Annotated in this window: 15 protein-coding genes and 1 pseudogene; 6 read left to right on the forward strand and 10 right to left on the reverse strand. The window is 60.4% G+C overall.

Annotation, left to right across the window (positions count from 1 at the left end; genetic code table 11):
• Positions 1 to 251 precede the first annotated feature (251 nt).
• The gene (locus RCCGE510_RS29945; RefSeq protein WP_007636618.1) at positions 252 to 1,277 is read right to left on the reverse strand and encodes an IS110 family transposase; all 1,026 of its coding nucleotides are present in this window, start codon (positions 1,275 to 1,277) and stop codon (positions 252 to 254) included.
• A 512-nt stretch (positions 1,278 to 1,789) separates the two neighbouring features.
• Between RCCGE510_RS29945 and RCCGE510_RS29950 the strand changes: the two genes are divergently transcribed.
• A complete protein-coding gene (locus RCCGE510_RS29950) occupies positions 1,790 to 2,233 on the forward strand; it encodes a thermonuclease family protein (protein ID WP_192815373.1) in 444 nt (147 codons plus the stop codon).
• A gap of 202 nt (positions 2,234 to 2,435) precedes the next feature.
• Positions 2,436 to 2,693 (forward strand): WGR domain-containing protein, encoded by a 258-nt coding sequence (locus tag RCCGE510_RS29955; protein ID WP_007636621.1) that lies wholly within the window; start codon positions 2,436 to 2,438, stop codon positions 2,691 to 2,693.
• A gap of 36 nt (positions 2,694 to 2,729) precedes the next feature.
• Here RCCGE510_RS29955 and RCCGE510_RS29960 read toward each other — a convergent pair whose 3' ends face one another.
• The 4 genes from RCCGE510_RS29960 to RCCGE510_RS29970 form a co-directional block, all read right to left on the reverse strand.
• Positions 2,730 to 2,990 (reverse strand): hypothetical protein, encoded by a 261-nt coding sequence (locus RCCGE510_RS29960; RefSeq protein ID WP_007636622.1) that lies wholly within the window; start codon positions 2,988 to 2,990, stop codon positions 2,730 to 2,732.
• Positions 2,991 to 3,084: 94 nt separating this feature from the next.
• Entirely contained in the window at positions 3,085 to 3,576 is a 492-nt protein-coding gene (locus RCCGE510_RS29965) for a hypothetical protein (RefSeq protein ID WP_007636623.1), read from the reverse strand.
• Positions 3,577 to 3,902: 326 nt separating this feature from the next.
• The gene (locus RCCGE510_RS35325) at positions 3,903 to 4,067 is read right to left on the reverse strand and encodes a hypothetical protein (protein WP_007636624.1); all 165 of its coding nucleotides are present in this window, start codon (positions 4,065 to 4,067) and stop codon (positions 3,903 to 3,905) included.
• Between the two features lie 225 nt (positions 4,068 to 4,292).
• Positions 4,293 to 4,601, reverse strand: coding sequence for a DUF736 domain-containing protein (locus RCCGE510_RS29970; RefSeq protein WP_007636625.1), 309 nt, complete (start codon positions 4,599 to 4,601; stop codon positions 4,293 to 4,295).
• A 625-nt stretch (positions 4,602 to 5,226) separates the two neighbouring features.
• Between RCCGE510_RS29970 and ltrA the strand changes: the two genes are divergently transcribed.
• Together ltrA and RCCGE510_RS35330 are read left to right on the forward strand one after the other, a co-directional pair.
• The gene (gene ltrA, locus RCCGE510_RS29975) at positions 5,227 to 6,753 is read left to right on the forward strand and encodes a group II intron reverse transcriptase/maturase (protein WP_007636202.1); all 1,527 of its coding nucleotides are present in this window, start codon (positions 5,227 to 5,229) and stop codon (positions 6,751 to 6,753) included.
• A 558-nt stretch (positions 6,754 to 7,311) separates the two neighbouring features.
• On the forward strand, positions 7,312 to 7,488 hold the full coding sequence (locus RCCGE510_RS35330) for a hypothetical protein (protein ID WP_007636626.1): 177 nt from the start codon (positions 7,312 to 7,314) through the stop codon (positions 7,486 to 7,488).
• Between the two features lie 6 nt (positions 7,489 to 7,494).
• Here RCCGE510_RS35330 and RCCGE510_RS34050 read toward each other — a convergent pair.
• Together RCCGE510_RS34050 and RCCGE510_RS29980 are read right to left on the reverse strand one after the other, a co-directional pair.
• A pseudogene (locus tag RCCGE510_RS34050) lies at positions 7,495 to 7,716 on the reverse strand (zincin-like metallopeptidase domain-containing protein); the annotation flags it as partial.
• A 106-nt stretch (positions 7,717 to 7,822) separates the two neighbouring features.
• Positions 7,823 to 8,776 (reverse strand): hypothetical protein, encoded by a 954-nt coding sequence (locus RCCGE510_RS29980; RefSeq protein WP_007636627.1) that lies wholly within the window; start codon positions 8,774 to 8,776, stop codon positions 7,823 to 7,825.
• 98 nt (positions 8,777 to 8,874) lie between these two features.
• Between RCCGE510_RS29980 and RCCGE510_RS29985 the strand changes: the two genes are divergently transcribed.
• Positions 8,875 to 9,345 carry an Lrp/AsnC family transcriptional regulator gene (locus RCCGE510_RS29985; protein ID WP_007636628.1) on the forward strand — a complete coding sequence of 157 codons (471 nt, stop codon included), beginning with the start codon at positions 8,875 to 8,877 and terminating at the stop codon, positions 9,343 to 9,345.
• Positions 9,346 to 9,473: 128 nt separating this feature from the next.
• Here the strand turns inward: RCCGE510_RS29985 and RCCGE510_RS29990 are convergent, their stop codons facing one another.
• Positions 9,474 to 10,340: a zincin-like metallopeptidase domain-containing protein gene (locus tag RCCGE510_RS29990; protein WP_007636629.1), complete on the reverse strand. Its 867-nt coding sequence runs from the start codon at positions 10,338 to 10,340 to the stop codon at positions 9,474 to 9,476.
• A 387-nt stretch (positions 10,341 to 10,727) separates the two neighbouring features.
• Here RCCGE510_RS29990 and RCCGE510_RS36010 point away from each other — a divergent pair, with 387 nt between their 5' ends.
• Positions 10,728 to 10,853 (forward strand): hypothetical protein, encoded by a 126-nt coding sequence (locus RCCGE510_RS36010; RefSeq protein WP_276310698.1) that lies wholly within the window; start codon positions 10,728 to 10,730, stop codon positions 10,851 to 10,853.
• 225 nt (positions 10,854 to 11,078) lie between these two features.
• On the opposite strand, the gene RCCGE510_RS35335 is transcribed toward RCCGE510_RS36010, so the two are convergent.
• Both RCCGE510_RS35335 and RCCGE510_RS30000 read right to left on the reverse strand, forming a co-directional pair.
• Entirely contained in the window at positions 11,079 to 11,375 is a 297-nt protein-coding gene (locus tag RCCGE510_RS35335) for a hypothetical protein (protein ID WP_192815370.1), read from the reverse strand.
• A 121-nt stretch (positions 11,376 to 11,496) separates the two neighbouring features.
• Positions 11,497 to 11,694, reverse strand: a complete 198-nt coding sequence (locus RCCGE510_RS30000; protein WP_007636631.1) for a hypothetical protein — start codon at positions 11,692 to 11,694, stop codon at positions 11,497 to 11,499.
• Positions 11,695 to 11,720 lie beyond the last annotated feature (26 nt).

Consider the following 11,720-nt stretch of genomic DNA (forward strand, 5'->3'; position numbering starts at 1 on the left):
CGACGATGTCGTTTGCCGGATACAGAGTCGTTTACGCGGTCGAGACGACCCGCCGCAGGATGGTTCTTCGTGGAACGGATCTTCCAATGTATCGGACGCACTCAGCTGCCAAAATGACAGCAAGTGCAACTCTTCTAAGCGGAATGATCCTGTCCGCGTCCCGACAAGGACGATCGTCGCGTCCAAAGCGCGGACGCAAAGCATTGAATAGTCAGATCACAGGGGCACTGCCCTGGTATCTTGTGTGCATGTCAGGCCTCAGCAGAGTTAGAGCTCTCGAAGAGCTCGTCCGTTCGGAGCATTGCATGCATGATCACGGCCAGCTTTCGCGCGACCGCAACGGCTGCTCGCTTGAACCCGATCTTCTCCTTGAGCTTCAGGCCCCACGCACGTAACGCGCTGTCGGCTCTGGTGCGCGTGAGGATCACGGTCGCCGCTTCATACAGCAGTCCGCGTAGATGATTGTCGCCCCGGCGGGATATATGACCGTCGTAATCGACTTCTCCCGATTGATAGCGCCTGGTGGTCAGGCCGATCCAGGCGCCAACCGAACGCGACTTTTTAAAGTTTTCCGGATCCTCGATCGCTGCCACGAAGGAGGAAGCCGTCACCGCGCCGACACCCGGAATTGACGCAAGCAGCCGGCATTGCTCACTCGCGCGGGCCGAGGCGACAAGCTGTTTGCTCAACTCGGCAGCGCGGGCACGCATGCCTCTCCAGGCATCGAGCAAGGGCCTGATAATCTGTTCGAGCCCGGCATTGGTCGCTAGCAGGTTGCGCACATGGTCCTCGAACACGCGTCCTGCGCCTTTGGGTACGACAAGGCCGAACGTCTTCATCAGCCCTCGGATCTGGTTGGCCAACTGCGTTGTCATCTTGACCAACTGATTGCGCGCTGCGACCAGCGTGCGAACCAGCATGCTGTCAAAGCTCTTCACGCGCACCTCGCGGTAGAAACCGACTTCGGCAAGATGAGCGAGCCCGTCGGCGTCATTAGCGTCGGTCTTGTTCGGCGCCATATCCAAGGCCGCCTTGGCATGACGAGCATCAATGCAAATCGCCGGCAACCCCTCGGTCGTCAGCGCATGATAGAACCAGACAGACAAGGGGCCAGTTTCGAACACGACGCGCTCCGCATTCACTGCGCGCTTGCGGATGACCTCGGCTATCAACGCCGGATCAGACGGGCATTTCCCGCGCCAAACCCGCTTACCTCCTTCGCGCACCGAGATGAAGGTATTTTTCAATGACACGTCAAGGCCGATAAACTGCGTCATGGTTGTCTCCCCTTTGATGCTGGGCCCGTCTAACCAGTCGAGAGCCCGTTCTTCATCCTATCGGGGGGCAACCACCTTTCCAACGCATCGCAACCACGCCGGCGTTCCCGACCCCGCGATTACACCATGTATCGGAGAAATCAGCATAGCGGCCGCACGAAGGGCGGGATTTCGGGAATTCTCGCCGTGCGAGAGCGGGAAACAGCGCAGCCGCAGGAGCCTCAACATAGTGGCCCGAAGGGGAGGCGGGACCGCCTGCGCCCCGCTCGCGCACACCATATTACCGACCCTACTGAAGGTCGAGGCCGAGAGTCTCCATAAACGCAGATGAAACCGGGTCCGAGATAGGTTGAGGAAAGCAGGAGAGGAGCGGGCAAGTGGCGAATTCGAATGTGGTTCCGTTCAGGAGGCCGCGGAAATCCGGTGGCAAGATCGATCGCCGTAGCCCGCAGGGAAAACCTCGAACGGGACAGAGCGGTCCGCGCAAATTACTGATGGCAGTCATCTCAGCCATCGTCGTTGCTGCGGCAGGCTGGCTTGCCTTCGGCGGCGCCGGCAACCTCCCCGGACTGCCGGCTGTGGCCAAGACACCGGTAACGGACTCGTCGTCGGCCGCGTTTTCAATCTGCGGCGGCGGCCGTCATGTGAATTGCGTCGTCGACGGCGAGACGTTCTGGTTCCAGGGGCAGAAAATCCGCATCGCGGATATCGACACGCCGGAACTCAGCCCTCCGCGCTGTGAGGCGGAGCGGATCAAAGGCGAGGCCGCGAAAGCCCGCCTGCTTGCGCTGCTCAATGGAGGCAACTTCTCACTGGCGGCCAGCTGGCGCGACGAAGACAAGTATGGCCGCAAGCTCCGGACCGTAATGCGATCAGGACACTCGCTCGGAGACACTCTCGTCAACGAGGGCCTTGCCAGGCGCTGGGACGGTGCCAGACACGGATGGTGGGGTTGAGGACCCGCGAGAGGATCGTTGCCGGATGGCCGAAACCGCCCCGCGGGTTCGGGGAGCATAAGCGAGTAGAGCCGTGCGCCGAAGGCGTCTCGCCCAAGTCTGTCATGACCGTTCACCTATCATCACCGATGTGAATCGATCTGTGCCGACCACTTCATAAGTGTCGTTGGACGCGATTCCCAGGATCAGCGATTCTAACCTCATGATCTCGCAACCCTACCATCTCTATGTCGAGCGCTCAGACGCGTCCAGGAACATGTCGCGCTACTACGCCATGTCGATCGAACCCAACCTGTTCGGGGACGTCTGTCTCCTGCGTAAATGGGGCCGCATTGGAGCCAAAGGCCCGATGATGGTCCATCATTTCGGACGGGAAGAAGAGGCCGTCGAACTGTTTCTCGATCTGCTCCGACAAAAGCGCAAACGCGGCTATCGCCCGCGCGCCTCCGTGGCGAATTGAGAAATGCCCGCCGAAGCGGGCCTTGAACTCTCCTCATCAGCGCCGGTTCCAGTCGGTCTCGAAGGACACCTCGATCTCGACGAAGAACGGGATCTTGATCGCAAGCTTCAGGCCGAGCTTGCCCTTGCGGAAGAAGTGGCTGATCACCTTGGCGAGAGTCCGGAGCCGGCGGCCGGTATCCGCGAGGAGCCGCAGAAGGCGGCGGGGAAAATTCTGGCGGCGGCAGGTTGCGTCGTGACGAACGGGTTGCAACATCCCCGATGAGAGATGACGGCAGGTCGAAAGGAAGAGGCTCAACTGGTCGTTCTCGCGATCATCGCGATGATCTCGTAGGCATCCCAATGAAAGGCGGCTCTCGCCGCCCTTCGGATGGTCGAGCCCTCAGGATTGATTATGATGCTGGGCACCTGATGTAGCTGACACGGGAGGCACTTACCGCGATACCGGTTTCCCGCGTGATATCCTTGATGATCGGCGCTAGCGAGCCGAGTTCGTCATCGTTGAGCGCACTCAGCTCCGGATAGTCGATGTCGACGCCGGTATTGTCCGCCGTCAAAGCGCTGGACCAATCGCCGCCGTTGACGCGGTTTTCGTGCGTGTCCAAATCGATGTCGAGTTCATCCAGCAGATTGATGGTGAAGCGTCCGAAGATCTCGGTCTCACCTTCCAGCCGGTACGCGGCATATTCGTCGTCGCCGGCAAGAATGCTCCGCTCCAATGCCATGATGGTCCGGATACGACCGGCAGCCGCCTCGAGCCCTTCGAGCAGTCGCTCATGGAGCTTTCGCAAGAGGTCGGTATCGCAGCCGAAGCGGTTTGCCCGGACGACGAGCCGGAAACCGGAAAACTTGGCATAAAGCATGAGGTTTTGATTGGTTGTCATAATTTGATCTCCTTCATCTTGATGACGGAGATCGGCCACTCCGTGGCAAAGAGGGGTCAGGGACCGCGGAACGCGGTTCGCAAGCGGGGGAACCGATTTTTCTGAGAAGCGCAGCGGCGGAAAAATTGGGGGAACCGCGCCGTCCTGACGCCGGATTTGCTGGAGTAAACTGGGACTTCAGAGAGAGAAGAGACCCACGGTCCCGGAGGGGGCGTGACCGTATCCGGCGTGAGCCGGAGGGGAGCGTTGAGGGGTGAAATCCCTGACAGCCGGGAGGCCGGTCGATCCGGCCGACAGGCTTATATTCCAGCAGAATGAGAGCCGCCTCAGAAAGGTGGCTCGGCTTCGATGATGCCGTCCTGTTCAGCAAGCGCCACGGCCAGATCAGCCTGGGCGAGCTGAAGCTCCGCTTCGACCTGGCGCCGCTCGACGGCGTCGCAGGCGCTCCTCAACTCGGCACGCAGTTCTTCGATGTGCTGTTCGATGGTCATCGTCTCATCTCCTTGAGTTCGTGAAAGACGAGACGGCGGGGCGGGACGATGTGACGGGGTCAAGGAGCGCGGAAGCGACCGGCGGAGCCGGCGAGTGGGGGAGCCGATTTTGTGGAGCGGAGGGAACCGGAGCGGAGGCAAAATTGGGGGAAACCGCTCGTCCTCGAGGCCGGCTTTTCCTTGTGGCCGGTTGGCCCTGCCTGGCCGGCGGGGCCTGTCCGGATCTCAGTCCCGGTTGGGACGGGACCAGATCAGCTGGTAGCCGTCCTCGCCCTCGACCTCGGTGAGCGTCGCGTAGATCGGAGCGGGGAAGCTCGGGTCGTCGAGCTTGACCGAGAGGTAGTCGCGATCCTGCTCGGAGCGCTTCTGCCAGGCCGCACCCAGCTCGACGTTGCCGGCGTAGATGCGGTAGTGCGGACCCTTGTCGGAGGGATTTTCGATGCGGGCGATGCGGGCCTTGACGTTGAGGGCGAGCGTGCGGATCGAGCCGTTGAAGCCGGTTTCGGTGGCGGTGAAGGTGCCGATGACTGCCATGACTTGGTTCGTGCGCCAAGAGTGACGGCTGGAAACCGTCACGCGCACTTGTTGCCCCTGCGGGGTGGGAGACCCCGACGCCAACGTGCCGCAAGCACGGGGGGTGAAGCAGACGGGTGAGGTAAGCCGGGTGCCTTCGGCGAGCCATAAATCAGCAGAACCCGTCAAAGTCGGACGACCAGGGACTTCCGCCCGTGGCCGGTCCGGCAAGCATGCCTGCTATGGGAAGAGTGATCGAACCGATGTCTGACGCCTCGTTGCAACATGGAACCTGCCAAACCGGAAGTGGGCAGGTCGGTCGAAAGACCGGAGTAGCGCCGATCTCCGTTGAATCACCGGAGATCAGGGGCGTGCGCTATCGCGCACGTCAGCCAGCGGCCCAGCTTGCGGTGGCCGATGGTCGGAGTTCTCACGGGGTAGAGTCGGTCCCTAAGGCAGGCGAAGGGACATCAGGTGAACTTGGGAACCTTGCCGTGTTCTCTCCCGCCGGACGGCGCGAGATGATCGAGGCGACCGATGATCGGTACGGCAGGGGGCGGAGTCTTCGTAGTAGTCCGAGGACGGGAAAGCCGTCCACATGGCGAAGGGAGACAGTGAGTGAAGCAAGCCGGCAGGAGGTGGGCCGATGAAGCCCGATGCGGTGAACACCGTGTTCGTCCTCGACATGCAGCGCAAACTTCACAGGTGGAGTGTCGCGGACGCCAACAAGGTGTTCGCGGATCTGTTCAACATCGTATGCGACCGCAGGACGCTCTCGGAAAGTTGGCGACGATTGTCCCGTAACAAGGGCAGTCGAACACCAGGAACCGATGGCGTCACGCGGAAAACGGTCGAAGAGTGGCCGGGCGGCGCTACGCAGTTCATCGAAGATATTCGAAACGAGCTGCGCGGCGGCACCTATCGGCCCGAGCCTGTCCGGCAAAGGCTGATCCCCAAACCGGGCAAACCCGGCAAGGTGCGTCCACTCGGCATTCCGACGCTCAGAGACCGACTGGTACAAATGGCTTTGAAGCTCGTGCTGGAACCGATCTTCGAGGCGGACTTCTATCCGTCCTCATACGGTTTCCGGCCCGGCAGGAGCACCCATGATGCGCTGGCGAACATCCAGCGTCATTTGCACCCCACACCCAGCGGCACCTCCGAGTACCGCTTCGTGATTGAAGGGGACATCAAGGGCTGCTTCGATGCCGTCAATCATCACGTGCTGATGGAGCGCGTACGCCGCCGTATTGGGGATCGTAATGTCCTCAGGCTCGTACTCGCCTTCCTGAAAGCTGGTGTCATGATCGAGGGTTCCGTCCATCACCCTGTCACGGGTACCCCGCAGGGCGGCATCATCTCGCCGTTGCTGGCCAACGTCTATCTGGCTGCCATCGACGAGAGATATGGACGGTGGTCGATGCGTCCTCGCGAGCGTCCGCAGAATGCAGCCGACCGGCGGCTCTATGACCGCCGGAGAAACAGGCCGACATTCTTCGCCGTGCGTTATGCCGACGACTTCGTCGTGCTGACGGATGGGACACTCAAGGACGCCGAAGCCGAAAAGCTGGCGCTGGCGCAGTTCCTCAAGCAGGAATTGCGAATGGAGCTATCGATGGAAAAGACCAGGATCACGCAGGTCGGGGAAGGCTTCGACTTCCTCGGCTACCGGGTGGTGCAGACCAAAGCGCGCCGCACCGGTCGTATGGTCGGCAATCTCTTCATACCGAAGAGCAAGCTGAAGGATCTGCGCCACAAGATCAAGGTCAGGGTGAAGGAGACACCGACAGGTCAATCCCTTGCCTATCTCATCGAGAGCCTCAACCCGGTCATCACCGGCTGGCGAAATTATTACCGCTACGCCACATGGGCTACGCGGGAGTTCTCCGGTCTGGATTGGTGGTTGTGGGAGCTCATCGGGCGCTGGTTGCGCAAGAAGCATCGGAAGGCAACATGGCGTGAGCTATGTCGCCGCTTCCGTCCAACAGCGCCCGACAGCCGCTGGCGATGGGTCGACGGACCGAAATCGCTGCGGTTCTTCCGGGAGGGCGGGTCAACCCGCTTCCCGTTCCGGGGCACACGCATACCGAACGGATGGAACGATCCCGACGAGAAGTTCCGAAAAGGAGCTGATCGCTTCTGGGCATCGTTCAACACCCTCATGTCCGTGTGAGGGCCACCCGTGGCGATCGCCACGCACGGAGAGCCGGTAGCTTGGAAACTTGCACGTCCGGTTCGGCGAGAGGGGCGCAGAAACCACCTGCCGCGAGGCAGGCAGGCGCTGTGCTCCTACTCTACCTTTCGTTGCCCGGGCCGCGCCCACCGCGGCCTCGATAGCTGTCGCAAGGATCGGGGACGATCGGACCGCACCCGGAGGGCCGGAACAAGGTGGAGGGCGGCCAGGGAAAACTTTGTTGTTCCGCGAGGAATGGGCGCACCGCGCTCAGGGGAAGAAAGTTTTGGAAGGCCGTTGCGGGAGGACGATCGAGGCGAAGCCGGTTTTCGATCAGACATGCCTCATCGAGCCCGCGAAGGACGTGGCCTGGCTCAGTGGCCAAAGGTATATGGCGATGGCAGCTGCGCCCCGACTGCCTGCCGGGTCCCTGCGACGGTGGATCCGCCGCCCTGTCCAATTGTCAAAATCAGACGTCCGGGAGCAGCCGAGCGAGGGCGTTGCGTTGGCCGTTCTTCGCGCTATCGTCGTGCTCGCGATTCGTCGCCAGGAGGATCTATGCGTCAGCAGGCAAAGCCGTTTATCGTCGAAATCAAGCCGTCCCGGAAGCTCAAGCCGATCGACCGGAAAACCTCTATCTGGGGCAAACTGGACCTCACGGCTGATCCCGACACGCTCTCCGCGTTGAGGCCTGAACAGGTGCCGGCCGCTGGCGAGACAAACGACCGACGCTGATGGTCCTCAAGCGGCGAGCCGCTCGCCAGCGGTTTCGGGCTGCAGGGAGTGCAGGAAACTGACGGCCCGCTGCGCATGCGCCGCCGCCTGGAAGATCGCCCGTCTGTCGTCGGCCAGGACCTTGAGCCAGGAGCCAAGGTACGAGGCGTGATCGGGGCGGAGCTCGAGCTCGAGCTCGGGAGCAATGCCAAGATCGGCGCACAGGAAGCAGCTGCCGAGGTCGGCGATATATCCTGACAGTCAAGGAATATCGACGTCTGTCGCCCGGAGCGGAAATGAATGGGATGAAAACTTCCTCGCAAAATAGTGACTTCTGCGAGCAATTATAGCCAACTTAGGAGTTCTGCGGCGGCTGTCGCCGCTTGTGAGCGTCCGACAGGCCGGCTCCACCATATGCCGCCAGCACAGCTCCTGCGAAATAGATCATCAGACCCATCATCGTGGCCGGCGCGTAAGCCACGCGACCTTCAATGATTTGGAACAGGAAAACGAATAGTGGACCAAGCGCCGTAATCGCGGCCAGCGACAGGGTGGACATCAGCGAAATGGCCTTTTGCATCGCAAAAACTGGAAACGCCATGATCGCGAATCCGATCATGATGACAGCAAACAGCCCACTGAGATCGACCGGACCTTTCCCATCCAGGCCGAACCACGCGGCTGGGAGTGCCATCATTACGTACAGCGGAAACCGCAGCCCATATTGAGCAGCCGGTGCGATACCGAGGCCGTTGAGCCGCTGGCTGTAGACCATCATCGCCGTGAGGCTAACGGCAGACACACTGGTCAGCAGCAATCCGGCCATCGCGGCAGCCCAGCCGCCTCGCACGAAGCCTGATTGTCCGAGCATCGTGATCGTCGCCAGATAACCGACGCCGATTACTATGGCGATCAAGCCGACCCCTTCGACCCGGTTGCGCAACGGTGACGCTTCCGGAACCCCGCAAGCGAAGGCAACTAGGACGCTAACAGCTATAAGCCCTGAAAACACTGTGAAGACCACAGCGGGTTCGATCATTTGAAGCGCGAAGAAATATGTGATCCAGACAAGGGCCGTCGAGAGGTTCAGACCGAGCACACTGGCTCCGTTGGCCCATGCCGTCTTCAGTTGATCCGGGGTCCGCATCTTTGCCCAGATCAATGTTCCGGTTGCCGTGGATCCAAAGACCGCTCCGCCGATCAAGAACGAGTCATAGTCCTGAAACACGCCGCCGAAAAACACAGCTTGTGCTGCTTCCAAGATTACAAAGGAGAAGGCCCAGATCAGCCCCAACGTTGCACTGTTCATACATCACGATCCCGGTTTGCTATTTTATATGGAGAAATTGGCGGATAAGGTGACCAAAATATTGTAGAAAATGGTGTTTTGGACCACGAGGCACTCCAATGGATGAACTGGATCTCCGGATCGTGGCTGCGCTTCAGGCAGATGGTGCGCTCACCAAGGCAGAGTTGGCCGAAGCGGTCGGCTCGACGCCTTCAACCTGCCTGCGTCGGGTCGCAGAGCTGCGACGAACGGGCGTCCTGAAAGCCTGCGTCTATCTCGCGGACCCGGTCAAGCTCGGGCGCAGCATTCGGGCTGTCATCACTGTCATAACACGCAACCACACCAAGGATGTGCGGTCATCCTTCGCGTCGCGCATTTTAGAGGAGCCCGCAATCACCCAAGCATTCGGTGTTACGGGTGATCTGGACGCGGTGCTAATTGGCCACTTCTGCGACATGGAGGAATATCAGGCGCTCTGCGACCGCCTCTTTGACAATGATCCAGATGTGGTCCGCTACACAACGCTGTTTGCCGTAGAAACCTATAAGGAGACGACGAAGATCGCGCCTCAAGATGCTTCCCCCAAATGATGACGGCGAGCCGCCGTCGCAGAACAGGGAGTTTACAGACAGCCGCTATGTCATCTTTCGATGGCGCGATCCGGCAGAGGTGATACCGTCTCCTTAGTTGTCACCAGGAACAGTCAGACGAGAGCTAATCACGCAGCCAGGGTCTCGCTCTGAGGCTGCTGCGCATGCATCCAGTCGGCTGCCTGCTGCGCTTTGCTTGCTGCGGTGAAGATGGCTTTGGGATCGTCCTTCAGGACTTTGAGCCACGAGGCGACATAGGCAGCATGATCGGGGCGCGGATGGTGAGCGATTCCAAGATCAGCCAGGACGAGCCCGCTCAGAATTTCTACGCAGCATTCTTCGGCGGCGTAGGCGGCTGACCCGAAACGCCCGGAAAGATCGCGATCGAGCCGGTGCTTTGAACCGCTCGCATGCCCGCACTCATGCAGCCACACGCCATAAAATGACGCGGCGTCACGGAATGACGCGAACGGCGGCATGGCGACAGTGTCGGCCGAAGGGCGGTAGTAGGCATCCGACCCTCCGAACACGGTCTTGACGCCCAGGTTCGCGATAAACGCTTCCGCATGGGCCAGACGGTCGGCCTCGGGCAGCGTCGAAGTCTCCGGGCGCTCGTAACCGTTCACCTGTGCAATGTTGAACACCGAAAACGCGCGGGCAAACATTCGCTGCTGGCCTTCACCGTCGCCATCGTCATCATTGGCATGTCGTGAAGCCTTGATCTCGGTCCATAGGACGACCGTCGTCGCACGCTCTCCTTCGCGTACTTGTGCTCCGACTTCCTGCCATTGCTTGTAAGTGCCCCAGAGCCCGTCGTCATATCCAGCGACGAAACCCGCGGCCCAGAGCGCCAAAATGTTGATGCCTCGGTATCGTTTGCTGGATGCGAGATTGGTCGGTCGGGCAATGCTGGTCCCGTTGTGGAACCATGGAGCACGCCATTCGCCGGCACCTCGCTCGATTGCCGCGATGATCTCCGCGGTGACGCGGGGCATAGGGGGTCGAACCATCCGCGCCCTTCATGCGTGACTATGACAATCTCACTGCTGCGCCGAAACTTCACTGCCCGACGGGTGCTCTCCTTGGCGTCAACGGCAAAACCGGCCTCTTTCAGCACCGCGGCGCAGGATACGGCGTCGCGAAGGCCCTCTATCTCTCTTCTTTTCATTTTCCTTCCGATCACGAGTGATCGCCTCCTGCTCGTCAGCGTTATCTATCAGCCGCTTCAGCGGCCGCGAAGAGCAAAGGCCGCAAAGGCGCGGCTGGCAACCTAGTGAATTATACAAAGTCGGCCGCGGCGAAGCCTCCCTTGCGGCCTGCCGCTCGCAAGCGGCACGGCCGCAGGCCATGTCGCCGCCCGCTCAATGCCAAGGCGTGTATTCATGGACGATCTCAAGATCGTCGTCGACGTCGATTTCGTCGGACGGCAGGACGCCGTATTCGCCGACGACGGAAAAGATGGTGGCGGGGGCCATCAGGTCGGGAGAGAGCTGGAAAGTGCGTCTTAGCGATCTCGATAGCTCCAGCTAACAAGCTCCCGAAAACAGATCGCGGGCACCCGGCGTGACATATCGGACGCTTTCAACTGGCGAAGAACCCAGCAACTTGGTATCTCACCGCGTAGGCGGCAGGCCGAGCAGGGAAGTTGGTAATGGATTCACGCAGGGACATAGCCGAGCGGGTCATCGCGCGTTGGAATGCACGGGGAATTCGGCTCGATGAAGACCCGGGTTTCATGGAACTGGTCGCTCTTTGGACGGCAGGGAGGATTGCGTCCGATGAAATGCGCCGCCGATATTCTGCGCTTCAGCGCGAGCGGTCGCTGTCCAGGTCAAATCCACTTGGTGTGAATCGCTGCGACGAAGGGGCGGATGTCGATCATCGGTCGATTGCGATTCCAGACGATGGACCGGATGACCGGGGAGGTCTCGGACTGCCGCCGCAAGGATAACTTTCACGAAGGGGTCAAGGAAGAGAAGCTCCTTCGCCGAGTTGCTTCGCGCGGGAATGCCGAGAATAAAATCGAACACCGGTTCCGGATTTCCTGGAATCGCGACCTAAAACAGGCGGCGTTCCCGCGGCTCCTTCCACCGTGCGCTCGAATCCGAATTTTCAAAGCCTCAAGCAGCGCGCCGAAAGATCGCCATCACTTCAAGCTGTCTTTTCGATCATACGAATGGCCGCCTCAATCGAGTCTGCGCCGAGCAGCACCAAAGCATCCTGCAGGCATCGCTCGATATCGACGACGGTTCGGTCCTCGATCCGCGCGATCTCTTCCAACGTTCTGCTCTGTTTCAGCCATCGGAGGGAGGCCAACTGGAGGGGGCAAAGCTTCGACGTATCCATCATCGAACGATCCTCTCTTGCTGGATGAG

Source organism: Rhizobium sp. CCGE 510, from assembly GCF_000292525.1.
GTDB lineage: Bacteria > Pseudomonadota > Alphaproteobacteria > Rhizobiales > Rhizobiaceae > Rhizobium.

Bases quoted from the DNA above. Each gene is read 5' to 3' on its own strand.
- RCCGE510_RS29985 (WP_007636628.1), top strand. From the start codon at position 8,875: ATGGATGAACTGGATCTCCGGATCGTGGCTGCGCTTCAGGCAGATGGT.
- RCCGE510_RS35325 (WP_007636624.1), bottom strand. From the start codon at position 4,067: ATGACCATCGAACAGCACATCGAAGAACTGCGTGCCGAGTTGAGGAGC.
- RCCGE510_RS29970 (WP_007636625.1), bottom strand. From the start codon at position 4,601: ATGGCAGTCATCGGCACCTTCACCGCCACCGAAACCGGCTTCAACGGC.
- ltrA (WP_007636202.1), top strand. From the start codon at position 5,227: ATGAAGCCCGATGCGGTGAACACCGTGTTCGTCCTCGACATGCAGCGC.
- RCCGE510_RS35330 (WP_007636626.1), top strand. From the start codon at position 7,312: ATGCGTCAGCAGGCAAAGCCGTTTATCGTCGAAATCAAGCCGTCCCGG.
- RCCGE510_RS29955 (WP_007636621.1), top strand. From the start codon at position 2,436: ATGATCTCGCAACCCTACCATCTCTATGTCGAGCGCTCAGACGCGTCC.
- RCCGE510_RS29965 (WP_007636623.1), bottom strand. From the start codon at position 3,576: ATGACAACCAATCAAAACCTCATGCTTTATGCCAAGTTTTCCGGTTTC.
- RCCGE510_RS30000 (WP_007636631.1), bottom strand. From the start codon at position 11,694: ATGATGGATACGTCGAAGCTTTGCCCCCTCCAGTTGGCCTCCCTCCGA.
- RCCGE510_RS29990 (WP_007636629.1), bottom strand. From the start codon at position 10,340: ATGCCCCGCGTCACCGCGGAGATCATCGCGGCAATCGAGCGAGGTGCC.
- RCCGE510_RS36010 (WP_276310698.1), top strand. From the start codon at position 10,728: ATGGACGATCTCAAGATCGTCGTCGACGTCGATTTCGTCGGACGGCAG.
- RCCGE510_RS29945 (WP_007636618.1), bottom strand. From the start codon at position 1,277: ATGACGCAGTTTATCGGCCTTGACGTGTCATTGAAAAATACCTTCATC.
- RCCGE510_RS29980 (WP_007636627.1), bottom strand. From the start codon at position 8,776: ATGAACAGTGCAACGTTGGGGCTGATCTGGGCCTTCTCCTTTGTAATC.